26 protein-coding genes, 1 pseudogene and 1 riboswitch are annotated in these 23,930 nt (G+C 44.7%); of the genes and pseudogenes, 4 read left to right on the forward strand and 23 right to left on the reverse strand.

Features of this window, described 5'->3' with window-relative positions; genetic code table 11:
* Positions 1–331: 331 nt before the first annotated feature.
* From AWB54_RS10280 to AWB54_RS10290, 3 genes are read right to left on the reverse strand one after another with little or no spacing between them, the layout of a single operon-like run.
* Complete coding sequence (locus tag AWB54_RS10280; protein ID WP_061214522.1) at positions 332–1,081, reverse strand: hypothetical protein; 750 nt, start codon at positions 1,079–1,081, stop codon at positions 332–334.
* A complete protein-coding gene (locus AWB54_RS10285) occupies positions 1,068–1,766 on the reverse strand; it encodes an ABC transporter ATP-binding protein (RefSeq protein WP_061214523.1) in 699 nt (232 codons plus the stop codon). The genes AWB54_RS10280 and AWB54_RS10285 overlap by 14 nt, the downstream gene beginning before the upstream one ends.
* Positions 1,766–2,137: a GntR family transcriptional regulator gene (locus tag AWB54_RS10290; RefSeq protein ID WP_061214524.1), complete on the reverse strand. Its 372-nt coding sequence runs from the start codon at positions 2,135–2,137 to the stop codon at positions 1,766–1,768. Before AWB54_RS10290 ends, AWB54_RS10285 begins: the two co-directional genes overlap by 1 nt.
* Positions 2,138–2,408: 271 nt before the next feature.
* Between AWB54_RS10290 and AWB54_RS10295 the strand changes: the two genes are divergently transcribed.
* Positions 2,409–3,632 carry an ATP-binding protein gene (locus AWB54_RS10295; protein WP_061214525.1) on the forward strand — a complete coding sequence of 408 codons (1,224 nt, stop codon included), beginning with the start codon at positions 2,409–2,411 and terminating at the stop codon, positions 3,630–3,632.
* A gap of 150 nt (positions 3,633–3,782) precedes the next feature.
* Here the strand turns inward: AWB54_RS10295 and AWB54_RS10300 are convergent, their stop codons facing one another.
* On the reverse strand, positions 3,783–4,469 hold the full coding sequence (locus tag AWB54_RS10300) for a queuosine precursor transporter (protein WP_061214526.1): 687 nt from the start codon (positions 4,467–4,469) through the stop codon (positions 3,783–3,785).
* A gap of 218 nt (positions 4,470–4,687) precedes the next feature.
* Entirely contained in the window at positions 4,688–5,422 is a 735-nt protein-coding gene (locus AWB54_RS10305) for a Uma2 family endonuclease (protein ID WP_061214527.1), read from the reverse strand.
* Positions 5,423–6,135: 713 nt separating this feature from the next.
* Here AWB54_RS10305 and AWB54_RS10315 point away from each other — a divergent pair.
* The 3 genes and pseudogenes from AWB54_RS10315 to AWB54_RS16530 all read left to right on the forward strand — a co-directional run bounded on the left by AWB54_RS10315 (position 6,136) and on the right by AWB54_RS16530 (position 7,794).
* On the forward strand, positions 6,136–7,320 hold the full coding sequence (locus AWB54_RS10315) for an iron-containing alcohol dehydrogenase (RefSeq protein WP_061214529.1): 1,185 nt from the start codon (positions 6,136–6,138) through the stop codon (positions 7,318–7,320).
* Between the two features lie 171 nt (positions 7,321–7,491).
* Positions 7,492–7,659: pseudogene (locus AWB54_RS16705) on the forward strand (response regulator transcription factor); the annotation flags it as partial.
* Complete coding sequence (locus AWB54_RS16530; RefSeq protein WP_268873645.1) at positions 7,660–7,794, forward strand: hypothetical protein; 135 nt, start codon at positions 7,660–7,662, stop codon at positions 7,792–7,794.
* A 355-nt stretch (positions 7,795–8,149) separates the two neighbouring features.
* Here the strand turns inward: AWB54_RS16530 and ttdB are convergent, their stop codons facing one another.
* From ttdB to AWB54_RS10405, 18 genes are all read right to left on the reverse strand, one after another.
* Positions 8,150–8,767, reverse strand: a complete 618-nt coding sequence (gene ttdB, locus AWB54_RS10320; RefSeq protein ID WP_061214530.1) for a L(+)-tartrate dehydratase subunit beta — start codon at positions 8,765–8,767, stop codon at positions 8,150–8,152.
* Positions 8,764–9,699: a L(+)-tartrate dehydratase subunit alpha gene (gene ttdA, locus AWB54_RS10325; protein ID WP_082736157.1), complete on the reverse strand. Its 936-nt coding sequence runs from the start codon at positions 9,697–9,699 to the stop codon at positions 8,764–8,766. The genes ttdB and ttdA overlap by 4 nt, the downstream gene beginning before the upstream one ends.
* A gap of 176 nt (positions 9,700–9,875) precedes the next feature.
* On the reverse strand, positions 9,876–10,952 hold the full coding sequence (locus tag AWB54_RS10330; RefSeq protein ID WP_061214531.1) for a substrate-binding domain-containing protein: 1,077 nt from the start codon (positions 10,950–10,952) through the stop codon (positions 9,876–9,878).
* Between the two features lie 58 nt (positions 10,953–11,010).
* Positions 11,011–11,742: an ABC transporter ATP-binding protein gene (locus tag AWB54_RS10335; protein WP_061214532.1), complete on the reverse strand. Its 732-nt coding sequence runs from the start codon at positions 11,740–11,742 to the stop codon at positions 11,011–11,013.
* An 11-nt stretch (positions 11,743–11,753) separates the two neighbouring features.
* Positions 11,754–12,431: an ABC transporter permease gene (locus AWB54_RS10340; protein WP_061214583.1), complete on the reverse strand. Its 678-nt coding sequence runs from the start codon at positions 12,429–12,431 to the stop codon at positions 11,754–11,756.
* Positions 12,432–12,584: 153 nt separating this feature from the next.
* Positions 12,585–12,707: riboswitch (molybdenum cofactor riboswitch) on the reverse strand.
* A gap of 196 nt (positions 12,708–12,903) precedes the next feature.
* Entirely contained in the window at positions 12,904–13,329 is a 426-nt protein-coding gene (locus AWB54_RS10345; RefSeq protein ID WP_061214533.1) for a YkvA family protein, read from the reverse strand.
* Between the two features lie 49 nt (positions 13,330–13,378).
* Positions 13,379–14,515, reverse strand: coding sequence for a rod shape-determining protein RodA (gene rodA, locus AWB54_RS10350; protein WP_061214534.1), 1,137 nt, complete (start codon positions 14,513–14,515; stop codon positions 13,379–13,381).
* Positions 14,516–14,864: 349 nt separating this feature from the next.
* Positions 14,865–15,137, reverse strand: a complete 273-nt coding sequence (gene minE / locus AWB54_RS10355; protein WP_061214535.1) for a cell division topological specificity factor MinE — start codon at positions 15,135–15,137, stop codon at positions 14,865–14,867.
* Between the two features lie 17 nt (positions 15,138–15,154).
* Complete coding sequence (gene minD, locus AWB54_RS10360; protein ID WP_061214536.1) at positions 15,155–15,955, reverse strand: septum site-determining protein MinD; 801 nt, start codon at positions 15,953–15,955, stop codon at positions 15,155–15,157.
* Positions 15,956–15,969: 14 nt separating this feature from the next.
* The gene (gene minC / locus AWB54_RS10365; RefSeq protein ID WP_338116442.1) at positions 15,970–16,587 is read right to left on the reverse strand and encodes a septum site-determining protein MinC; all 618 of its coding nucleotides are present in this window, start codon (positions 16,585–16,587) and stop codon (positions 15,970–15,972) included.
* Between the two features lie 289 nt (positions 16,588–16,876).
* Positions 16,877–18,985, reverse strand: a complete 2,109-nt coding sequence (gene mrdA, locus AWB54_RS10370; RefSeq protein ID WP_061214537.1) for a penicillin-binding protein 2 — start codon at positions 18,983–18,985, stop codon at positions 16,877–16,879.
* A complete protein-coding gene (gene mreD / locus AWB54_RS10375) occupies positions 18,986–19,489 on the reverse strand; it encodes a rod shape-determining protein MreD (RefSeq protein ID WP_061214538.1) in 504 nt (167 codons plus the stop codon). It lies immediately after the preceding gene.
* Entirely contained in the window at positions 19,486–20,352 is an 867-nt protein-coding gene (mreC, locus tag AWB54_RS10380) for a rod shape-determining protein MreC (RefSeq protein ID WP_061214539.1), read from the reverse strand. Before mreC ends, mreD begins: the two co-directional genes overlap by 4 nt.
* Before the next feature lie 14 nt (positions 20,353–20,366).
* Positions 20,367–21,389, reverse strand: coding sequence for a rod shape-determining protein (locus AWB54_RS10385; protein WP_268873646.1), 1,023 nt, complete (start codon positions 21,387–21,389; stop codon positions 20,367–20,369).
* A gap of 19 nt (positions 21,390–21,408) precedes the next feature.
* Positions 21,409–22,116: a RadC family protein gene (gene radC / locus AWB54_RS10390; protein ID WP_061214540.1), complete on the reverse strand. Its 708-nt coding sequence runs from the start codon at positions 22,114–22,116 to the stop codon at positions 21,409–21,411.
* A 6-nt stretch (positions 22,117–22,122) separates the two neighbouring features.
* Positions 22,123–22,692, reverse strand: a complete 570-nt coding sequence (locus tag AWB54_RS10395; protein ID WP_061214541.1) for a Maf family protein — start codon at positions 22,690–22,692, stop codon at positions 22,123–22,125.
* A 34-nt stretch (positions 22,693–22,726) separates the two neighbouring features.
* Positions 22,727–22,990 (reverse strand): DUF4321 domain-containing protein, encoded by a 264-nt coding sequence (locus AWB54_RS10400; RefSeq protein WP_235811158.1) that lies wholly within the window; start codon positions 22,988–22,990, stop codon positions 22,727–22,729.
* Positions 22,991–23,258: 268 nt separating this feature from the next.
* Positions 23,259–23,891 (reverse strand): redox-sensing transcriptional repressor Rex, encoded by a 633-nt coding sequence (locus AWB54_RS10405; RefSeq protein WP_061214543.1) that lies wholly within the window; start codon positions 23,889–23,891, stop codon positions 23,259–23,261.
* Positions 23,892–23,930: the final 39 nt, after the last annotated feature.

A 23,930-nucleotide genomic window follows, 5' to 3' on the forward strand; every position in this document is an offset into this window, starting at 1 on the left:
CAGGATGGGAGATTAGCGCGGCACCCCTTGAGCCACGAGACAAGCCGCAGGTGTTGCCCATGCGAAGACTGCGAGCGGTATATTTATGCAAGCTAATGCATATTTATAACTTTTTGCAGTGACATCATTACTTTATTACGATAGAACATAAACTTTGCTTTCACCTGGAGATTTATAACGAGGTGAAATATGTCCCCCGCTAAGCGGTCGCCTATTAACAAAACAGGCGGCGGTTTCTAATCCCCCGCCTCGTTGCAGCGCTGTGTTGTAAATGCTCCGCAGTTTCTTCCGATGCTCAAATGATTCGAGCCGTTAAACCATGAAAGATGAATCATAGCTCTATCTTGCGATCATAAATTACCACCGCCAGGGTGAATACTAATGTCGCCGCCAGCAACAATATTAATAGCTCTCCGGTCAGGGACGAATTGTTAAGGATTGCCAGCGAATCAGCAGGCGTTATCATTTTCAGTTTAACGATAGAAAAATTGATGATTTTACTCATGCAATAAAAGGTGAGAAGGAAGACTATAAAAGTAATCAGACTGGAGAAACGCGAGCTTAATTTTCCTGTAATCTGACTCAAAAAGCCCATACTAATCAGGAATAGTAAAGCGGCAATACTTAGTAAATAAAACAGAATGGCCAGGTTCAAAATATCCGGGTAATTGGATATCAATTTCATAATATCCGGAATTGCTTCCCGGGCCAAAAACAACCCCATCAAGACAGCTATCAAGGTACCTGCAATATACTGGGTAATTAAGGCAGCCAGCTTGGCCCCCATAATCATGACCCCTGAAACAGGCAATGACATGATGAGATAAACCGTATTATTGCTCCACTCACGGCTTACCAGTTTGAAAGAAGAAATAAACGGCAAAAAAGCCGCCACGGCCAGCACCATAAAAGTAGGTATTATAAAAACTGCCGGGTGAAATGATGTATACCGGTTCATATTAAAATAGAACAATCCGTTAAGAATCACTGCCGCAGCTACTACTATAACGATTTCAGGCACTAATTCCCGCATATCTTTGGTATATAATTGGGAAAACATTTTCAACTTACTGGTGGACATGGCGAAACGCCTCCTTCATTATTTCTACCAGAGATTGGCCTCTTTCCACTCGGAATTCTTCCGCCGATCCGGAAAGCATAATCTTTCCTTGATCGATAAAAAACACTTCGTCAACCAGGCTCTCCACCTCGGCAATCTCATGAGTGGATATTATTATGGTCTGTTCCCCTTCCCGATAATCTCTTACCAGGGTGTTTATTATTTCTTCCCGGGTCAGAATATCTATACCTGATAATGGTTCATCCATTAACAGATAAGGGGCACGCCGGGCAACAGTAAACAACAGCTTGGTTTTGGCCCTCTGACCTTTGGATATTTTACCTATTTTCATTTCCGCACTCAGGTTTAAGTATTTTAAAAGCTCATGGTATTTATTATTATCCCAATCCACATAAAAGCTTCGGGTAAATCCGGCCGCCTGACCAATAGTCATCCAAGGATATAAATGATCTATTTCCGGCAAATAGGCTATTCGGGCTTTGCTCATGCGCGGCAATTCACCGTCTATCAGTACTTGCCCCTGATCCGGACGATTGAGCCCTGCTATCATTTTAATACTGGTTGATTTACCTGCTCCATTGGGACCAAAAAGACCAATTATTTTACCGGTGGGAAAATTTGCGTCCAACTTATCCAGAGCCAGTGTACTGCCGAACCTTTTCGACACCTCTTTAAACTCAATCACTAAAACCCTCCTCCCTGTTCCTTTTCTTCTTCCTCCAACATGCTTATCATCTGGGCGCAGGTATATCCCAGAGACTTCATCTCCCCGACAAAATACTCCAGCACATCCCGGGCCATCTCCAACTTAATTTCTGTCAGCATCGGCTCGGCAGCAATAATAAATGTCCCCTGCCCCCGCTGCGTTTCCACCATTTGCAGGGCCTCCATTTCGCGATATGCTCTCTGCACGGTATTCGGGTTTATGCGTGCTTGTTCAGCATATTCCCGCTGGGATAATATTTTATCACCCGTCTTAAGCTCGCCCCGAATAAGCTGCTTTTTATAGCTGTCAATTATCTGCCGATAAATGGGACGGGAACTGTCAAATTTCATGGCTTCCACCTCCTGGGCCATTAGTGCACTAGTCTAATAGTTTACTGTTATAGTAAGCGTATTATTAATTATTGTCAAGCGGTTTATTGAAAAGCTCAAGAATATAGACGTGAAAAAGGGCAGGGACTGGAATCTTCTAATGTAATCTTCTGCCCTGCTTCCACCCAGGCAGCTCAACCTCACATCTAAATTTTTCAAGAGAAATAGATATGGATATTTTAGGCATCATTGGCTATAATAATAGTAAATATTAAATTAGACGGAGGTTATTATGACCTATATTAGCCGGCATACAGAAGCTACGGCAGATAAAGCTGCAAAAATGTTTCCGGTAGTTTTAATTACAGGAGCCCGGCAGGTAGGCAAGACTACATTACTAAAACATATGACCAGCGATATTCCCTACTTAACCCTGGATGATCCGATTTTATTGCAAAATGCCATTGAGGAAGCGGGAAGCTTTTTCAAAATGACACCGCCACCGGTAATGCTTGATGAGATACAGTATGCACCCAGCCTGTTTAGCTATATTAAAATGAGCGTGGACGAAAGCGGCAAGAAAGGACAGTTTTTTTTGACCGGTTCGCAGCAATTTAATATGATGAAAAATGTTAGCGAAAGTCTCGCCGGCCGGATTGGCATTATTAATCTGCCAGGCTTATCTCTGCGCGAAATTAAAAACGATGCTTTTAATGAGCCTTTTGTACCGGGTGAGGAGTTCTTCGGAAAAAGGAAAACTTCCGTCCAGCAAAGTGATTACAAGGAATTATGGGAGATTATCCACCAGGGTACAATGCCAGCCATGCATGCAGATAAGCTTGACTGGCAGATGTTTTATGCTGCCTATGCCAAAACCTATATCGAGCGTGATGTAAGAGCACTGGCCCAGGTTGGCGATCAAATTAAATTTATAAAATTCATGACCGCTATGGCCGCCAGAACCGGGCAAATGCTTAACTTATCAGCTGTGAGCAGAGAAACCGGTATAAGCGTGCCGACCGCCGACAGATGGCTGTCCATTTTGATTTCATCAAACATAGTATACTTGCTACCGCCGTACTATAGTAACATTACCAAAAGAATGGTGAAAACACCCAAGCTTTATTTTCTGGACACCGGACTGGCAGCATATCTCACCAAATGGAACACGCCTCAGGTGCTGGAGGCAGGTGCTATGGCGGGCGCCTTTTTTGAAACCTTTGTAGTTTCCGAAATCCTAAAAAGTTATTACAATACCGGAATTTTAGAGCCGGCTCTCTATTATTACCGGGACAAGGACGCTAAAGAGATTGATATTCTAATTGAACAAAATGGCATGATTTATCCAGTTGAGATTAAAAAAACCGCCAATCCGGGCAAGGAGCACATCGAACATTTTTCCGTATTGAATAAGCTTAAAGGTGTAAAGATAGGCAGCGGTGGCGTTATCTGCCTGTATGACAAGTTAATTCCCATCAACGATAAAAACCTGAGCATCCCGGTGGCATGGGTGTAGAATTATCCTGGTTTCTAACTTCTGACCGCCTTTTGCTCTCAGGGCATCATCCGGTCGATATGTTTTACTGCCGGTACAGGCTGATATTAGCAATATTCTCTACATGAAACTACTCTTGAAAATTCTTAAGACTTTTCACAATTCTCAGGCTTAAATATCCAGCTGAAAAGGATTATAGCTAACCGCGTGGTCGTAGGTATCAATACCCTCCCGACGCTTCAGCCATCCCACCACCGCATAAGTTAGAGGAGTAGCCAAAATTTCAAAAGCCACTTTAAAAAGGTACTGGTAAAGCACCATCTGCAGGAGAACTGCATTGGGTACCACTCCCAGAAAACAGACGGTAATAAAAACTATGGTATCAAGCCCTTCCCCAATCAGGGTAGAACCAATGGTGCGCGTCCACAGCCATTTCCCCCGGGTCAATATCTTCATCCGCGACAGAATAGCAGCGTTGGAGAATTCCCCCAAGAGGTAAGCTAAAAGGGAAGCCGAAACAATGCGCGGGGTCATGCCTAAAACGGTCGCAAAAGCCTCTTCCGCTTCAAAAAAGCCGGGGGAGGGTATCGCCATAACCAGGAAAAAAACTCCTACCATCAGAATGTTGCAGGCAAAGCCGGTCCATATAACCATCCGGGCCCGGCCATAACCGTAAACTTCGGTAAGTATATCACCAAAGATATAAGCCAGCGGAAATAAGATTACGGCCCCGGGCAAGATCATGCTTCCAATGGTGATAAGTTTCCCCGCTATGATATTGGATAACAACAAAGAAGTTACAAAAAGACAGGCAATGATGACAAATAAGTGCGACAGTCTATTCTGTTCCTTAAGCAATTCTAATCTCCCCTCAACCTAATTCTCTCTTAACCCAGTTTTACTATCCATAAGTATAAATAAGAAGTAGGCTGTTGGCAAAATTTTATCGCCGGTTTATTGATTTTTGAACTGGCCTCTCGGCAATTGCTCCAGGCTAAATATCGCTTCCTCATCTCGTCCACCAGCTTTTGCTGTCGTATCCGGTGCAAAAATGAAGTTGTTTGACTAGAAGATAGTTATATTTCAGCAAAAATATCTCCTAACGATATCTTAAGCCCGGCAAAAGCGCTTGATTCTATGGTATCTTCCTCCCCCAGGATTTTTAAGCTGTCTATATCTCTCTCGGGGGAGAAGGAGTACTGTAAAATACTCTTGTTCTCCAGATTTACCACCCAGTACTCCGAAACACCGCTTTTCATGTACAGGTTTAGCTTCGTAACCATATCCTTGCCTTTAGTTGATGGAGACAATACTTCAACAACAAGTGTGGGGATGCCCTCATATTTATTAGCCTCGTTGACCTTATCCAGGTCGCAGATAACAACCACATCCGGCTGGACAACATTAGGATCTTCTTCGAATTTGGTGGCAAAGCCGAAAAGCCTCACATCAAAAGGCGAGGTTAATGAGCGGCAGGACTTTCCTCTAAAATAGTTATTGAAGTGCCAGGCTATTTCATTCACCACAACCTGATGTTTAAAACTTGGTGAAGCCAGCAAGTAAATTTCCCCATTGATGAGTTCATACCTCTGGTCAGATGAATCAACCAAATCCATGTATTCTTCATAGCTGATTCTCTTCTTTGTTTTATAGTTTTTTGATTCTTCGTGAACCAGAAAATAATCAGATTCATTATAGCGAAGCAATTTGGCCACGCTTCTCCCGTTTTTGGTGATAATAATATCTTCCTTCTCTAACAAGGAAAGATACTTCCCGAAAGCATTCTGCAAATCTGTACTTTTGACACGCATAAGCTCACCCCGGCTTCTTATTTTAGCTATTATTTTAAGTGGCTTTAGCTATATTGTCAATTTATATTACCTATACGGGAATTGCTTTATTCATGGCATTTACCTGTCATAAGGCAGGTTAGGCCTGTTTCGCAAACAAATAACATGAAAATATCTCTCTTCAAACACAATATAGGGCTTGTTTCCGATATAGTTTTTGCATATTTTGCACGGTGTCCTGGCTATTCGGTTTTTCTTTTCGGCCTGAAGCTGTTTCTCGAAAGCAGTCATGGTTTTCATGCACATCTCCCCTTTCTATGGCAACCGGAAGGTGACGCTTTTCCCTACCATAACCTTCTTCTCCTGAACCCGGACGAATCATATACATCAAATCGTGGCCCTGAATCCTAATCCACGAAAATTATATCCTTTTTTTAACCAACATAAACTCATATAAACATAAAATGGAGACTTCCAGCTAAAACTGGGATCCTCCAGCAAATTATCTGTTCCATAATACCTTATATTTATGTAATGACCTGGCAACTCGGAAGCTTGGAGACCCTTGTTTCTTGTTTTTATTATAACAGATTAATTAAAAATACTCTAGATTGCAGCATTAATGGTAATAACAGGTTCCCCTACTTTTCCCGACCCTGGATTTGCGCTAAGATAATAATAATCCGATTCGGCGCCGCTTAAAGCAATATTGCAGAAAGGAATGATTACTTAGCATGTTAACCTTTGATATTCAATTTCCCACCCGTATTCATTTTGGCCGGGGCAAGATTGAGGAATTGGCCCGGGAGATTTTGACTTATGGCAAAAAGGTGCTGCTGGTCTACGGTGGAGGCAGCATTAAGCGTAGCGGGCTTTATGAACAGCTGCTAAATATTTTTAAAGAGTCCGGAATCACAGCTATAGAACTGCCCGGGGTCCAACCCAACCCGCGAATAAGCAGTGTGCGCCAGGGGGTAAAGCTCTGCCGGGAACATGGGGTAGAACTGCTGTTGGCAGTCGGCGGGGGAAGTACTATTGATTGCGCTAAAATTATTGCTGCCGGGACCAGCTATGAGGGGGATGCCTGGGACTTCTTTACCCGCCGGGCTAGGATAACCCAGGCTTTACCGCTGGGATGCATACTGACTCTGGCTGCTACCGGCTCGGAAATGAACGGGAACGCGGTTATCAGCAACGAAGAAACGGAGCAGAAGCTAGGCACCGGCAGTCCCTTATTGATTCCCCGTTTTTCCATCCTCGATCCGGAATACAGCTTCAGCGTTCCGCCTGAACAAACAGCGGCGGGAACGGTAGATATTATGAGCCATGTATTTGAGCAATATTTCAGCCCTACTCCGGGAACCTTTATTCAGGATCGCCTGGCGGAAGCTATGCTTAAGACCTGCATCCACTACGGGCCGATAGCCCTGGCCGAACCGGACAACTATGAGGCCCGGGCCAATCTGATGTGGACCGGAAGCCTGGCCCTGAATGGATTGCTGGGAGCGGGCAAGCGCACTGATTGGGCTACCCACGATATGGAACACGAAATCAGCGCCATCTATGATGTAACCCATGGTCTGGGCCTGGCCATCCTCACTCCCTATTGGATGTACTATGTGCTGGATGAGAAAACCGCACCCCGGCTGGCGGATTATGCCCGCTATGTCTGGGGGATAGAAGGAAGTGAAGACCTGGCCGTGGCCCGGGCGGGCATAAACAAGACGGCGGAGTTTTTCCGCTCGCTGCATCTGGCCGGCAGTCTGAAAGAAATCGGGGTGGAAGCAGAGCGACTGGAGGAAATGGCCACGAAAGCAACCGCCTGGGGAGCCCTGGGGGCATTTAAGAAACTGGAATATTCGGATGTACTGAAGATTTTACAAAACGCCTACAAGGGAAATATCCCTTTTAGCGCATAAGCCCGGCACTTTAGCAAATATTACTGGCTTCAATAATGCTTATGACACTGGGGGCTGTGACTTCAAGCACTATCAAGCACTATATTGATACAATTGCCAGGGAATATTTAATTGCTTCTGGCTGTGGAATCTCGTTTTTAAAAAATTTAGGGGGTTCATCCCCCTAAATTTCTGGAAAATACGAAGAATCTCTCTCCGGCAGAACGTTCAGTCTTCGAGCTTTATGTAAAAGGCCATACAGCCAAAGAGATCGCCAACATTCTGTGCCTGAGCATAAATACCATAAAGACACATAATAAACGCATCTATATGAAGTTGAATGTTTCTTCCCGGGAGGAATTGCTCCATTATATAAATAGGCTAAAGGAAATAGGAATTGATGATTATGATGGACAAAAGATTCTCCGGGCAGATGAATTATTAAAATCATTTATTCCGCTGCAAAAAGTAATAATTATGCATTTGCTTGCATAAATATTCCGCCCGCAGTCTACGCATGGGCAACACCAACGGCTGGTCTCGCGGATCAAGGGGTTCCGCGCCAATCTCCCGTCCATGGGAGGTGGCGCTCTCGCGACATCCTGTCGCTCGCCCCCTTTCGCCTGCTCGTCTTCGCCGGTGCAACCTTAATAGTAACATCCGAAGGATGGAACATCAGGAGTACCCGAAGGGTGAAGCATCCATGCTTCGCCAACGCTCGCTTTGCATATTTATAACCATTCCTTTCGCTAACGCTCAGGCACAAAACGTGATGAAAGAATTTCTTTCAGATTTATGCAACCCTATGCAACAAAAAGGGGTTTTTGCAGTAGAGTCAATCATTATTTTGCTATTCCAGGTAATCGACATGTGAGCAGATTTCCTCAACAATGGCTTCCTTCTTCAGGTTGAAGGCCTTCTTATTCTCCTCAAAAAGATTATTTCCCCTGGTATCGATGGAAACGATCAGGGGTCCGAATTTCTTCACGCGCATTACCCACATTGCTTCCGGCATACCCAAATCCAACCATTCCACAGCTTCAACCTCTTCTACGCAATTGGCCGCCAGAACAGCACAACCTCCGGGAAAGACCGCATGAATAACCGTATGTTCCTGGCAAGCAGCCACCGTATTCTGACCCATGCCACCTTTGCCCACAATCAGCTTCAAACCGGTTTGAGCGATAAATTCTTTTTCGTATTTTTCCATACGCATGCTGGTAGTCGGCCCAATGGAGATTACCCGATATTTCCCCGGCTTTCCTTCTATTTCTTGCATAATCGGCCCGGCGTGAAAAATAGCTTTGCCGGCCAGATCGATCGGTAGTTTCTTATGTTGCTTGATCAATCGTTGATGCACATCATCCCGGCTGCTAATCAGATATCCATTCAAATAAAAAATATCGCCAATCGCCAGTGATTCCAACTCTTCATCCTGAATCGGTGTCGTTAATATCTTGCTGCTCATAAAACTGCTCCTTTGTGCGAAATGCTTTCGTACTCCATATCGGCACTAAATTTAATTACGGATCTCCGATGGGCCCAGCAGCCGGTAGACAGGCCCACCGCTATAGTAGCCGGATGACGGGCGGCTTCTTCAATATGTACGCCCATTACGGAATTTTCTCCGGTAAAACCACCCGGTCCAATTTGTATGGCATTCAGCCCGGCTTCGATTCTGGCTTCAAGCTCAGCACCGCGTGGATTGCTGTTTTGGGAACCTATAGGACGCAGCAGGGCTTTCTTGGACAATTTGGCTGCGACCTCAACTGAACCGGCGATACCAATACCAACCAGCAGAGGCGGGCAGGCATTTATTCCATAAGAAGTAATCTGGTCAAATACCAGCCTTACTATGCCTTCATATCCTTCCAGAGGCATCAGGACTCTGGCTATTCCAGGAAGGCTGCAGCCGCCCCCGGCCATATATACATAGATTTTTGCTTCATCGCTTTCAGGTATTATCTCCCAGTCAATCCAGGGAATCCTCTTACCGATATTATTGCCGGTGTTTTTCTCGTCAAAAACCTCCACCGCATTATGGCGAAGTGGGCCCAGGAAGGTAGCCCTTTTCACTGCTTCACGCAGGCAATCCTCCATTTCGCCAAGCAGCGGAAACCCGGTTCCCACTTGCACAAAATACTGAATCACGCCGGTATCCTGGCAGAGGGGGCGGCCCAACTGCCCGGCCAGTTTCATATCCTCGAACATGGCATCGTAAATAATTGTAGCCAGGTTACTATCTTCTTTTTCTCGCAGTTCCTTTAATTTGGCATATACATCATCAGGCAGATATATACCGGTGTATACAGTAAACCCGGCCATAATATCGATGAACTTCTCGCGAAGCTGTTCCATATTTGTCTTACAGACTTCTTCCACACCCATTTTATCTTCCATATGCTTCACCCCAATTGTTATCTTAAAGTTTAACTATAGATTATTCAACAGTGAATGACAACTGTAAAGCATTCGATTTACATAGCCACAGTAAAAAAAGGCAAGTGGTAAAGCCACTTGCCCAAATATTCATTTTGCTATCATTAGCAATTGATTTACTTTTCCAGGTTTATCATCTACTTCTTTACCAGCCATCCAGCTACATAGGCCTCTTTATTACCATAATTTACTTTCAGCCACTTTCCGCTGCTACCCAATACCTGCAGCTCTGTCCCCTTGACTACACTGCCTAAAATCTTGTAATTGGTTCCAGGACCAGTGCGAACATTCAGAGCGTAGACATTAACTGTAGCTTTGTCAGTCGGGCTGACTGCAACCGGGGCAGGAGCCGGTGCCGGTGTTGGAGCAACAACTTTAGGAAGAGCATCAGGAGTAAACAATGCTTTACCATATTTTTCTTTGCCAAATGAAGCTATCATATTCTGTCCTTTAGTTCCGGTCATGAATTCAATAAAGGCATTGGCAGCATTCTTATGAACACCGGGATGCTTGGCCGGGTTCACAGCTATAACTCCATAAGGATTGAAAAGCAACTTGTCACCTTGAAGAATCTCGGTCAATTCGGTTTTTCCTTTCCAGCTTAACCAGGTGGCCTCATCTGCCAAGGTATAGGCTTTCATTTCACCCGACATCAAAAGGGTATCACCCATGCCTTTTCCGGCTTCAATGTACCAGGGCAGGGCCGGGGTAATTCCCGCTTTTTTCCATATGCCAAGTTCTTTGGTGTGAGTACCGGATTTATCAGCACGGGAGACAAACTTGCTTTCACTGGCAGCAATCTTTTTGAATGCAGCTACTACATCGCTAGTTCCTTTTATTTTAGCCGGGTCGCTGGCTGGACCCACAATCAGGAATTCATTATGCATTACATCTTTACGGTTTATGCCAAAACCATCAGCTACAAATTTATCCTCAGCCGCCCGGGAGTGAACCAACAATACATCGGCATCTCCCTTTTGTCCCATTTCCATGGCCTGGCCGCTTCCCACCGCTATTACTTTTACTTTGGTATTGTAATCCTTTTCAAAAACCAGCAGTAAGTAATCGAGCAGTCCAGAATCCTGGGTGCTGGTAGTGGTAGCCAGGGTCATTGTGCTTTCCACATTCTGAGCCGCCTCAACATTAAACGGCAACAGGGTAAAAGCCATCATACAAATAGCAATTACCGCGACTACATCCCGAAATCTTTTCATAATACTAACTCTCCTTTCCTTGGAGCTTCATAATAGCTCCCTCTCCTATATATTTTCTCTAATAAACCATGGTTCCATCTAGAAATTGACGGGTTCTAAGCTCGCGAGGATGGTCAAAGAACTCAGCTGTATAAGCTCGCTCGACTACCTCACCATTAATCAGCAAAATACTTTCATCAGCGATTCTTTTAGCTTGAAAAAGATTGTGCGTAACTATAATTACACTGGTATTATATTCCTGGTGATATTTACGGATTATCTCCTCAATATGCTGGACACTTCCTGGGTCAAGATTAGCTGTGGGTTCATCCAAGAGTAAAACCCGGGGCTGTAAGACCAGAGCCCGGGCCAGAGCTACCCTCTGGGTCTCTCCCCCGGAAAGGCGGGTAGCGGAATGCTTCGCAAAATCCACCATATCCACAAAATCCAAGGCTTCATTAACCCTTCTTTCGCATTCGGGCTTCGCTACTCGCCTGAGCTTTAAGCCATAAGCTACATTATTGAATACCGTACTGCGAAACATAAACGGCCTCTGAAACACCATGCACATTTGCCGCGATACCGACAGCCGGTCAGCCTGTGAAATTCCTATATCACCTCCCATAAACTTAATCCAACCGCTATCAGGAGCAAGCAGGAGATTTAAAACCCGCAACAATGTCGTTTTACCTGAACCGTTAGGGCCCAGGACAGCATAAATTTTACTTGTCTGCAATGTTAGTTCATTAATATTTAATACAGTTCTATCGCCGAAGTTCTTTTTTAAACCTGATATTTCAAATAAGTTCATTGCCATCACCTCTACTTCAAACTAAATTCTTCGGCATTTGATAGGACTATTGAACTTACCATGAAAGATAGTAATAATAGAATAATCCCCAGAGCTATCCCCATCTCGAAGTTGCCCTGCCTGGTTTCCATTACTATGGAAGTAGTAAGCACTCTGGTCATATGCCTAATGTTTCCTCCCACCAGCATTACTGCTCCTACCTCAGCAAAAGCTCTTCCAAAACCGGTCATAATTCCGGCAATAATTCCGGTACGCGCCTCCTTTATTATGGTCCACGTAGCCTGTGTCTTACTTGCTCCCAGGCTAATGGCATGCTCAAAAATCAATCCTTCCTTGGCAGCTATACCGGCAGAAACCAGTCCGGTAATGATAGGTGTAACCAGAAGACACTGGGCTATAATCATCGCTGTAGGAGTAAAAAGCAATTCCATAAAACCCAGGGGTCCGCTGCGAGATAAGAGCAGATAGACCAGTAGACCAGCCAGAACCGGCGGCAAGGCCATCAAAGTATAAACCAACCTTAACAATAGCCTCTTCCCTTTGAACTCAGACAGACCAATCCAAGCCCCCAGGGGAATACCTATCAGGGCACTAAGTAAAGTAGCTGATCCTGATACCTGCAGGGACATTTTAACTATTTCTAATATCTCCATCTTTTGTGCAAACAAACTGCTTACGGCTGCTTCCATAGCGATAAACCCTCCAATGGTTTCAAAATCATTCTTGCCCGAAAACCCTCTTGCTTCTCCCCAGGCAAGGCCACTTAATAATCTATAAATAACTTCTATATACAAATAAAAACCAGGCCCATCCAGAAAGATAAGCCCGGCATTTAGTCAACTTGCATGCGTTTTTGCTCTCCTTTCCAAATGGGAGGCATGAGCGTTTCCCCTCCTACCTATCGGCTTTCCAGTCATAGCTTTTTAAAAAACCTTAGACGGGAAAACTCGGCGAGCCATAATTATTTACTGCTTATTTGTTTATTCTACAATAATTCTAAAATTCCTCCATATCATAGTAAGTTATCGTAGTAAGTTTTTAACACAGCGCTGCAACGGGGCGGGGGATTGGAACCCGCCGCCTGTTTTGTTGATAGGAACCCGATCGCTTAGCGGGAGACATATTTCGCCTCGTTATATAATTAAATTAGGAACCTTTATTTTACTCGCTTCCATATTCCAGGTCTGCCCGGTAAGGCTGTTCAGAATGTTTGACCAGCCGCTGGTATATGCCGGGAGGAAGGAATTGCAGTCCAAGCCTGACTATGTCCTCCAGGAGATATAGCAAATCGGGCTTACCATCCCAATAACTATACAATACCTCGGAGCTTACGCTATCTGTTAATCGTTTGAAAACCAGAGCCAGCAATACCAGGTCATCTAATTGGCCTAAAAACGGAACCATGTCAGGGAGAAAATCCCAGGGCGAAAATACATAGGCTGCCGTAGCCAATAACAAAGTCCTGTCAAGGGTAGTAACTGACTTATCATTAACCAGGCGATAGAGAAGCTTTAAGAGATTAGGAATAAACCAGAGTAATTCTTTCACTGTAGTTTTTGTGAAATCCTTTAAACCAGAATTGCTCATAAAAAACCTCCTTTTTTTATGGGCGGATGATTCTACTGCAAAAGCTCTTTTAAAAGACAATCTTCTTCCCTCTAACATTAACGCTTAATATCAAACCAACTGCAATAAGATTGGCCAGCATTGAGCTTCCCCCATAACTGAGGAACGGAAGAGGGATTCCCGTTATAGGCATTAAACCAATCGACATGCCGATGCTTTCAAAAACATGAAACAACCACATAGCAGTGATGCCCAATACTAGCAAGCTTCCGAACAACTCTTTTGAGTTTGAAGCAATAATAATGGCCCTTATTAGCAAAATACCATAGCAGATAATCACAAAAGCAGCACCTAAAAACCCTAATTCCTCTCCTATCACCGCATAAATAAAATCGGTATGATGCTCGGGTAAAAAATTGAGTTGAACTTGAGTGCCCTGGAACAGCCCTTTTCCGGTTAAACCTCCAGATCCTATGGCTACCAGTGATTGAATGGTATTCCATCCCATCCCTCTCCCTCCCTGGCCATCATTATATGGATCCAGAAAGATGGTAAGCCGTTTCAACTGGTAATCCTCCAGGGGCAGCCACATACCAAATTGGAAATGCAGATAAAGGCAAAGAGCAATTAATAATACAGCGAAGATAATTACCTGTATTAGCACCTTGGAATTAGCCCCGGCAGCAAACATCATAACCAGAGTTATGGCAATGTAAACCAGGGCAGTTCCCAAATCGGGTTGGAAGATTATTAAAAGAAACGGTATACCCATAAACAGAAAACAGGGTAACATATCTGATAATGTGTCAAGTTCACCTTTGCGGCGATTTAAAAATTCAGCAAAGGCGAGAATTAGCAAAACCTTGGTAAATTCCGCGGGCTGTACCATAGGTAAGGAACCCAGTCCAATCCATCCGGTTGTCCCGCGAATCTCTGTCCCCCATATAAGTACGGTAAGTAAAAGTAGAATCGAAATACCGTAAAGTATAGGACTGAATCTCCTAAACTGGCTATAGTCATATCTTACTATTAGTATGGCCAGAGCCAGGCCAAGTAATATTATCAATACTTGCTTTTTTAGATAAAAAAAAGGATCACTGGAAATCCCAATACTAGCGCTTCTTAGAATCACCAGGCCAAAAATTAGCAAGCTAAACAAAGCGGATATAAAAGCCTTATCAATAAATCTTAATCTTTTCGCATTCAATTGCAGCTACCTCCCCAATTCATTATAAGGGGAGCAAAAAACTCTGTCTAGCTAGACAAATAATATGAAACATTGACATGGGGACGGGGTTGTTGACGTTGACATTGACATGGGGACGGGGTTGTTGACAACTTCATCCTTCAGCGTCAAAAAATTATTTTTCGTAATAACCCCCCACGGCCGCAACCTTAATAGTGACATCCGCAGGGTGGAACACCAGGAGTACCCGCAGGGTGAGGGCCACAACCACCGATGAAAAGCGAGTTACTAACCCCCACAATGAAAAAGGAGACCTTGTAATCAGTCTCCTGCTTGTATCGCTTACTTTTATGCTGCTTCACTGTCGACCCTATTCGTTGGCAGCTCTCTTAAATCCCCGTATAGGAATGTTGGCCACCAGGGCAATAGAATTCTCCTCGTTTTCCAGGTCAACAACAAGGGATTCTTCGTCTATTTCCATATATTCCCGAATTACTCTTATTAACTCCTCTTTTAATGTATTCAAGAAATTGGGAGATACTGAAGCCCTATCATGTATTAAAACCAGGCGTAATCTCTCTCTCGCTATATCCCTGCTACCCGCATTCTCCCTTCCCAATAAGCGGTTAATAATATCCAGCAAAACCCCCTCCTCCTTTCTTATCTAGCCATTTTCAGAATTTTTTTGAATCGGTAAAAGAAATTTTCCGGTTCATCGAGGGATGGCAGTGGGATATCTTCTCCCATCATTCTCCGGGCAATCCTTCTATAGGCAGCACCCGCTCTGGAAGCATTTTCCATAACCGCAGGTTCTCCTCGATTGGTGGAAACCACTATACATTCATCTTCAGGTACAACTCCCAGTAATTCTATGGAAAGTATATCCAGGATATCTTTAATATCCATCATATCGCCACGCCTCACCATTTTGCTTCTTAGTCGATTTACAATCAACCGGCTATTTCTAAGCCCGGCAGCTTCCAAAAGACCGATTATGCGATCGGCGTCCCGGACTGATGAAACCTCGGGCATGGCCACAACTATAGCATCATCCGCCCCGGCAATAGCGTTCCGGAATCCCTGCTCTATACCTGCGGGGCAATCTACCAGAATAAAATCAAAATCCTGACGCAACTCATTGGTAAGGTTTTTCATCTGGTGAGGCGTAATAGCCGTCTTGTCTTTGGTCTGGGCCGCAGGTAAGAGATGTAATCCTTCAAAACGCTTGTCCTTTATAAGAGCTTGCTTAAGTCTGCATTTGCCATTGACTACATCTACGATGTCAAATACTATTCGATTTTCTAAACCCATCACTACATCCAGGTTTCTCAGGCCAATGTCGGTATCTACCAATACCACTTTTTTGTCCATCATGGCCAGTGATGTTCCTAGATTGGCAGTGGTTGTGGTTTTTCCGACTCCGCCTTTGCCTGAGGTAATAACGATAACCCTACTCTTCATCTTCAGTCCTCCAATCATATTTTTAACTTTTCTATACAGACTTTTCCGGATCTAATCCGGGCCATTTCAGGGCTATCAACCAGCACTACCTCCCCATCTGGTGGGCGTGTTATGTGGTCAGCTATCCTTAATTGGGTAGGAATCAAGCGATAGGCAACTATAATCGCTTTTTCGTCACCAGATGCTCCCGCATGAACCATTCCTCTAAGACTTCCCATAACCAGGATGTTGCCACCGGCAATTATTTCAGCTCCGGGGTTGACATCACCAAGTATTACCACATTGCCATCGGTAAAAAACTTGTTTCCTGAACGTAAATGACGACAAATTAAAGCTGTTTCTTCATAATGGGAAAAGTTTTCAAAAAAATCGTTTTCCTCTTCCCCACGAATTTCGCTTTTAATAATAAAGTCATGTAAGCGTAAACCACGTTCCGCCAGAAATGTCTTTATTTCCTGGGTCTGCTTTAAAGTTAATTTGCCCGCTTTGGCGGTTATACTTATGCGACTACCCCATGAGCAATCCTGGGCCAAGCTTAACCTTCTCTCCAATTCCCTTTTCATCTCTTCAAAGCTGTTACAAGCGCTCAAATTCAGGTGTATTTCGCTAGCTGTTTCCCTAATTGCTGCCACCATCCAGCCTCCAATCTAACAATACTTAAACCATTCCGATGCTTATAACATTTAAGCATCAGAATATCTTAATATTCTTTTTGCTAAATCAGCCGCTATGCAATTTAGCTTCACGTTATACATCTTATTCTATATATTACTTTTTTTCCCTTTATAGAAAAACAAAAAAATAAGGGAACATTACTCAAATATTCCCTGAAAATCGTTTATTCCCGCCCAAAAATTCCCCGTTTTTTCGCTATATGGACTGGCTTCTTAAATAAGAAAAGTGAGGAGTAAGCAAAGACCCTTACTCTATGGGCTGGCCGGTTGCATTTTCCATCGCTGCTTCAGTTTCATCTATCTTATCTGCCGCTTTCGCCTTATCTGCCTCATCTTCTGCCAGGTGATCCCTTAAACCAAAATAATGTTCAAATATATCCCTGGCCACATAACCGGCTGATTCACTTCCATGGTGGCCATATTCCACCACCCCGGCAAAGGCGATTTCCGGATCATCATAAGGAGCAAAAGCCACAAATACCCCGTGAAATTCTTTTAATTGATTATCTCCTGCCCGCCCGGTTTGAGCGGTTCCAGTTTTAGCGGCTATTCCTATTTCTTTGGGAAAATTATAAAAAAGGAAGTGAGCCGTACCACCAGGCTGAGTAACGGCCAGCATAGCTTTCCGGGTTTCCCTGATGCTTTCCGCCTTTAGTTCTACATCATGTATAAGTTGTGGGTGAAAAACCTTTAAAACCTTATTGTCATGTGAAACTATGCGACTGACCACATATGGCTTCATCAAATGACCTCCATTGGCTATGGCGGCCACATAGTTAGCCAGCTGGATTACGGTATAATCGTTGTTGCCCTGGCCGATAGACATATTAAAGGTATCGAAAGCCTGCCATTTTGTTTCAAAGCCATAGTCAATTTCGTACTGGGCTTCCAGCTTAATCTTTTCCTGTTTAAGCTTTTTTTCCAAACTACGCTTCTGTTCATCATCCTGAGCCTTAGCCAATAACTCCTCGTACTTTTCTGCCAGTTGCTTTTGCAGCACTTCGTACTTCTTGTCAACAACCCGGGCAAATCTTTCCTTCTTCCATTCAGGCGAAGGTAACAACCCGCTTTCCTCGTCAGGAAGATCAATACCGGTTTTGGTCCCTAATCCAAACTGTCTGCCCACCCATACTATGGCATCTTTGCCCGCCCTACGGCCCATTTCTTGAAAAAAGGTATTGCAGGAGGTGGCCATACCGGTATAATAGTTTACATTGCCATGTACTCCCGTACAAGGGATATATGGAGCTATCCAATAGGCACCCTTACAATTAACCAGGTTTTTTAAAGGATCAACTCCCCCTTTTTCCAGAGCCGCCATGCCGGTTACAGGCTTAAAAGTGGAACCGGGCGGATAAGTAGATTGCAAAGCACGATTCACCTCGGCTCCCGGTTCCATAGGATTATAGGCATTACCCTGGGGAAAATAGTAGGGTACTCGTTGCAAGCTGAGATTTCCCTTCCAATCATTGGGGTCCAGGGGAGGATTACTGCACATAGCCAAAACTTCCCCGGTTTTAACATTCAGTACCACGGCCGAACCGACCCGAGCCTTGGGATACTTTACCTGCAAACGTTTCAAGGTATCAGCCATACTTTTTTCCAATACCCTCTGCAGCTTCATATCCAGTGTAAGATAAAGATTGTCTCCGGGTGAAGGTTCCAGGGTAACCAGTTCTCTTATCGGACGCCCCCGGGCATCGACTTCCACTTGCCGGGCACCATCTTCACCCCGTAGGTACTGCTCATATTGCTTTTCAATACCTGATTTGCCAATCAGGCTGTTAATACTGTATTTGCTCGTTTCTACCCGGGCCAATTCCTCCGAGTTTATGGAGTGAATGTACCCTAATACATGACCTGCCAATGCTGCTTCCGGGTAGTAACGCAAGGGTTCCACTACCACTGATACTCCCGGCAGATCCCGCCGGTTTTCCTCCAATTTCACCACCATTTCCCAGGGTATGTCCCGTATAATAATTACCGGCTCAAACAAGCGGAATTTCTGTTTTTCGATTTTATCTTTAATAAAATCGAAAGTAATATCGGGATAATAATCCTGTACCAGGCTTACCAGATTATTAATTACCTGTTGCTGATCTCCCAATTGCAGGAAAGTAAGGGAAAGCGTATATACCAATTTGTTAGCAGCCAGTATATGGGCATTGCGATCATATATTTCCCCTCGCGGAGCCTTTATGGCCACCAATCGGATGCGGTTGTCTTTGGCCTGGGTTTGGTATACCTCGTTAAAAAACAATTGCACAATAGCCAGCCTGATAGCGAGTATAACCAGCAACGCAATGACTATAGCTGCATATATTTTTAAGCGCTTTTTTAACTCATCGCTTTTCATCTACCTCTCCCCTGTTGGCCTGAGAATACCTTGGTAAGAAGAATTATAATACCATAAGTATAATGGTATGGCTAAAACTGTGTTGTAAATGCTTTGGTAAATTACTGCCACTACTATATTCATATCAACATTGAAAATATCGTGGGTGAACAGGGCCAAGAAAAAAAACAAAAGGGAATTTATAAATGTACTTAAGAGAACCGTTATCATAGCTACCAGTATATTCTCTTTAAAAACTCTATCCTGAAAATGCCCTACCAGGTAGGCAGTAAAAGCCTTGGATAGAGCATTTACCCCAATAAAGCGGCCCAGGTAGAGATCTTCAAACAAACCGCAAAGAAAGCCATATATGGTTCCTCCCCGGGCCCCATTTATCAAGGCAAAAAATACTACAAAAACTAATACCAGGTCAGGTAATGTCCCCTTTATACTATAAAAACTAAAGACGGTCGACTGTAATAATATGGCCGTAAATGGTAATAGGAAAAGAAGCAAATACCTCAATTTTCTGAATCCTCCGCCCCTTGTACGGTTTCCGGTGGCTGGAAGCCGGTTATAATCAGGACTTCCTCCAACTTATCAAAATTAACAACCGGTTCTATATCAGCGGATAATAAGAGTCCGCTGGGTTCAGGGCTTATGTTCTTAACCACTCCGATATCTATGCCCCGAGGATAAGTCACCGACAAACCGGAGCTTATTACCCGGTCGTTCTTTTTTATGGGAGAATAATAAGGAATATTTATCATGCGCAAGAGGTTACTATCCCCATGCCCTTCAATTATGCCGTTGGTTTCCCGGCTTTCCTGAAGTATAGCACCTACAGCCACCTCGCGATCAGTAATCAGGTTGACCTGCGCTGATTTCTTGCTTACGCTCCCCACCTGGCCCACTAACCCCTCGGGGCTGATAACCGGCATCCCTTTTTTTATACCTTGTTTGCTTCCTTTATTGATAAGCAGATAGCGATACCAGTTATTAGGGCTGCGGCTTATAACCCGAGCCGATAACAAGGTGTAGCTGTCCAGGCTGTCGCTTTGGAAATCCAACAAGCTGCGCAAACGTTTTAACTCAGCCTGAGATTCCCTTAAAACCTGATTCTCTATCTTGAGCTCCTGGTTTTCTTTTTGCAATACCTGAATCTGCTGGCTGAGGACTTCCTTGTTATTGAGGACAGAGGCAATACCCCCCCAATTATGCCTGAGCTTATTTACCCCGCTTTGCAGCGGGGTAAATATATCTCTTATCAAATTCTCCGCTATACTTATTTCCCCTCGTTCAGGGGAAGTAAGATGCATAAGCAGAAATGATAGCAATACTGTGAATACCACCATCCACAGGTATTTGTTGCGTAATATTTTTAACAATTGCCTTCACCCGGTTAAAATGATTTTTTGGGAGAAATCAAAACCTTGCGCAAAACTTCAATATTTTCCAGTACCCGTCCAGTTCCCTGGGCCACGGCTAAAAGGGGTTCGTCACATACATAAACCGGCATTTCCGTTTCCTGACTGATCAATTTGTCCAAACCCTTAAGCAAAGCTCCGCCTCCAGCCATAATAATGCCACGATCCATGATATCCGATGCCAGTTCCGGCGGGGTTTTTTCCAGGCATACCTTAATCCCATCTACAATTTGCTCTACCGTTTCTTTAAGGGCCTTTTGGATTTCCAGGCAAGATACCTTTATAGTTTTAGGTAAACCACTTACCAGGTCGCGCCCCCGTACATCGTAGAACTCCTCCTCACCTTCCCATAGGGCTGACCCCACCGATATTTTAATATCCTCAGCAGTTCGCTCCCCAATCAGGAGATTATAGTTCTTCCTCAAGTTCTGAATGATGGCTTCATCCATATTGTCGCCGGCCACCCTTATCGAGCGGGCTGTGACCACGCCTCCCAGGGATATTACCGCCACCTCGGTAGTACCCCCACCTATGTCAACAATCATGTTGCCGGTGGGTTCATGAACCGGAAGGCCTGCACCAATAGCCGCGGCCATAGGTTCCTCAATTAAATAAGCCTCCTTGGCACCACCCTGCAGTGCTGCTTCTCTAACCGCTCGTTCCTCCACGGTGGTACATCCGGTAGGTATGCTTATAACCACTCGGGGTCTTACCAGGGGCATTCTCTGATCCAGGGCCTTGGCAATAAAATACTTTAGCATAGCCTGGGTTATATCAAAATCAGCTATTACTCCGTCCTTCATGGGCCGGATAGCAACAATGTTTCCCGGTGTCCTGCCTATCATCTGTTTAGCTTCTTCACCCACGGCCAGCACCTTTCCACTATCATTCAGTATAGCTACAACCGAAGGTTCCCTGAGGATTACCCCTTTACCTTTCAAGTGAACCAGGGTATTGGCGGTACCCAGGTCAATACCCATATCCTTACCGAAAACCACTATCGTATTTCCTCCTTAACTAGATTAGCCCTCTTGCTTTCAGGCTGCAGTAATTTACTTCCCCAATAATGACATGATCCAGAATCTCGATTCCCATTATTTTACCAGCCTCCATCAAACGGCGGGTGATTTCAATATCCTCCTGGCTGGGAGTAGGATCCCCGCTGGGATGATTATGTACCAGAATCATGGAAGCAGCACTCTTTTTTACTGCTGTTTTAAAAACCTCACGAGGGTGTACAATGGAGCTGTGCAGTCCCCCGATGGATATATCCTGCATGGTAATAAGACCGCCCTTGCGATCAATATACAAAACCCGAAAGTGCTCCCGGTCATAATGGCGCATTTCTTCCATGGCCAATTCTCTAACTGCTTCCTGCACATCTTCGGGAGATTTTATGATCCTTCTTAGCTGAATATTGCCGACTACTCTTCTCCCCATTTCTATGGCAGCTTTGATGCTCACCGCCTTGGCCATCCCGATTCCTTTCTCGGCAGTAAGTTCCTCCAGACTGGCTGACATAAGAAACCTCAAGCTTCCCCCATGCCGGGCCAGGAGCTGCCGGGCCAGTTCCAGCGCATTCATTTCCCTGGTGCCGCTCCCGAGTACAATGGCCAGGAGTTCGGCTTCATCCAGCTTGTCTTCGCCACGAGCTATAAGCTTCTCCCGGGGACGCATGATTTCCGGCATTTCCTTTATATTGAGATTTACGAAATACTCGTTCATCTACTTTCACTCATTCCTCAGGAGATTTATGCCACGCCGGGCCAGCATTCCATATACCCGGCTGACCGGAAGCCCTACCACATTAAAATAGCAGCCATCTATGCGTTCGGCAAAAACAGAACCCAGCCCTTGTATGCCATAGGCCCCCGCTTTGTCCATGGCTTCTCCACTACATATATAGGCTCGTATCTCCATCGGTGACAAGCTGCGGAAATAAACCCGGGTCACTTCGCTTTCCACCTCAGATTCAGCCTGGTCAATATCCTTTATACATACCGCTGTTATTACTTCATGAGATTTAGCACTAAGATAGCTTAACATAAGGAAGGCGTCATCTTCATCCTGCGGTTTGCCCAAAACCTTACCATCGCATACAACTATGGTATCGGCGGCTAAAATTAATCCATGTTCAAAATTCCTGGCTACCGCTTCTGCTTTCTCGCGAGCAATTCTCTCAGCTGCTTTCCGGGGCAGCTCTCCCGGAAAGAATTGCTCATCCAACTCGGCGGGAACACTTTTATACTTAATCCCCAGAGCATCCAACAAGTCCTGGCGCCGCGGGGATGCTGAAGCCAATATTATTTCCTTATGCAGATTACCGCCTCCTAAATCAAAAGCGCCGGTATAACAAATAGGCCAGAACAAATCCTAAAATGGTAAAAAAATTGACATGAAGCATAAAGCCAAATTGCAAACTGAATACATTCAGGTCTAAAGAAAAAGCAGGCAGACCAATGCTCTGAACCTGCCCCAGCACCTTCATATTCGGCCATAGCTTTACTACGGCTTCTCCTATCCACCCACCGATAATTCCTCCCAGTACCAGCAAAAGCAAGAAAATCTGCCAGCCTGGGTAGGTGCTGGATCTTGCCACTTTTCTTCCTCCAGTCGCATATTTTTTTAAGTGTAGCATTAGGACCGGCTAAAAACAAGGCCAGCAAAAAAGGGGATAAATCCTACCATTGCCTGCCATCAGGAAATAGAGCATCCCCTTTTGAATATCCTTTCTAACCCCCCATGGCCGCATACATCCTTAATAGCGAGGCAGGGTGGGGGCCACCATTCAATCCTCCGCCTTCCGTACTCCGATATCCGTCCTCTGTCCTCCGTCTTCTGTCCCCCGTCTTCTGTCCTCCGTCTTCCTACCTGTTATTCAATGCCAGGTAAAAACTTAAAAGCTCCAGGTTTACTGATAGATCTACATTTCTCAGTATAACATCATTGGGCACTTTAAGTACCCGCGGCGAAAAATTGAGAATGGCTTTTACCCCCGAGGCCACCAGGAGGTCGGTAACATCCTGGGCCGCCGGAGCAGGCACCGTAATTACCCCCACCGTAATATTCTTTTCCGTCACTCTTTGCTGCAGCAATTCCAAAGGCTCAATCTTTACTCCATCCAGTTCGCTGCCGATTATTTTCTCATCCACATCCATAATCGCGCTTATAGTAAATCCCCGATCCAAAAAACCCTGGTATAAGGCAAAGGCCGAACCCAATTTGCCGGCACCGATGATAATAATATTCCATCTCCGATCCAGTCCTAAAATCTTTAATAAACAACCATAAAGGTCTTCCACCTTGTATCCTACCCCACGGGTGCCAAACTCGCCAAAATAGGCCAGATCCTTTCTCACCTGGGCCGAACTAACGCCTACACCAGCAGCGATTTCGCCCGATGAAACTGTTTCCACGCCTTCCTCGATCAATTGCCTGAGATAGCGGGAGTAGATTGAGAGCCTCATAACTGTCGCTTCTGGAATCTTGAAGACTTTCAAGCCCCCATCCCCCTTTTCTTAAATTTTTCTGCTTGCCTT

This window comes from Syntrophomonas wolfei subsp. methylbutyratica, assembly GCF_001570625.1.
Classification (GTDB): Bacteria; Bacillota; Syntrophomonadia; order Syntrophomonadales; family Syntrophomonadaceae; genus Syntrophomonas; species Syntrophomonas methylbutyratica.

What these genes read in the sequence shown, in the direction of transcription:
- AWB54_RS10305 (WP_061214527.1), bottom strand. Translation starts at nt 5,422, where the DNA reads ATGCGTGTCAAAAGTACAGATTTGCAGAATGCTTTCGGGAAGTATCTT.
- AWB54_RS10340 (WP_061214583.1), bottom strand. Translation starts at nt 12,431, where the DNA reads ATGGAAGCAGCCGTAAGCAGTTTGTTTGCACAAAAGATGGAGATATTA.
- AWB54_RS10335 (WP_061214532.1), bottom strand. Translation starts at nt 11,742, where the DNA reads ATGAACTTATTTGAAATATCAGGTTTAAAAAAGAACTTCGGCGATAGA.
- AWB54_RS10280 (WP_061214522.1), bottom strand. Translation starts at nt 1,081, where the DNA reads ATGTCCACCAGTAAGTTGAAAATGTTTTCCCAATTATATACCAAAGAT.
- AWB54_RS10345 (WP_061214533.1), bottom strand. Translation starts at nt 13,329, where the DNA reads ATGAGCAATTCTGGTTTAAAGGATTTCACAAAAACTACAGTGAAAGAA.
- ttdB (WP_061214530.1), bottom strand. Translation starts at nt 8,767, where the DNA reads ATGAGCAGCAAGATATTAACGACACCGATTCAGGATGAAGAGTTGGAA.
- mrdA (WP_061214537.1), bottom strand. Translation starts at nt 18,985, where the DNA reads ATGAAAAGCGATGAGTTAAAAAAGCGCTTAAAAATATATGCAGCTATA.
- minD (WP_061214536.1), bottom strand. Translation starts at nt 15,955, where the DNA reads ATGAAGAGTAGGGTTATCGTTATTACCTCAGGCAAAGGCGGAGTCGGA.
- AWB54_RS10295 (WP_061214525.1), top strand. Translation starts at nt 2,409, where the DNA reads ATGACCTATATTAGCCGGCATACAGAAGCTACGGCAGATAAAGCTGCA.
- ttdA (WP_082736157.1), bottom strand. Translation starts at nt 9,699, where the DNA reads ATGGAAGATAAAATGGGTGTGGAAGAAGTCTGTAAGACAAATATGGAA.
- radC (WP_061214540.1), bottom strand. Translation starts at nt 22,116, where the DNA reads ATGAACGAGTATTTCGTAAATCTCAATATAAAGGAAATGCCGGAAATC.
- AWB54_RS10330 (WP_061214531.1), bottom strand. Translation starts at nt 10,952, where the DNA reads ATGAAAAGATTTCGGGATGTAGTCGCGGTAATTGCTATTTGTATGATG.
- AWB54_RS10315 (WP_061214529.1), top strand. Translation starts at nt 6,136, where the DNA reads ATGTTAACCTTTGATATTCAATTTCCCACCCGTATTCATTTTGGCCGG.
- AWB54_RS10290 (WP_061214524.1), bottom strand. Translation starts at nt 2,137, where the DNA reads ATGAAATTTGACAGTTCCCGTCCCATTTATCGGCAGATAATTGACAGC.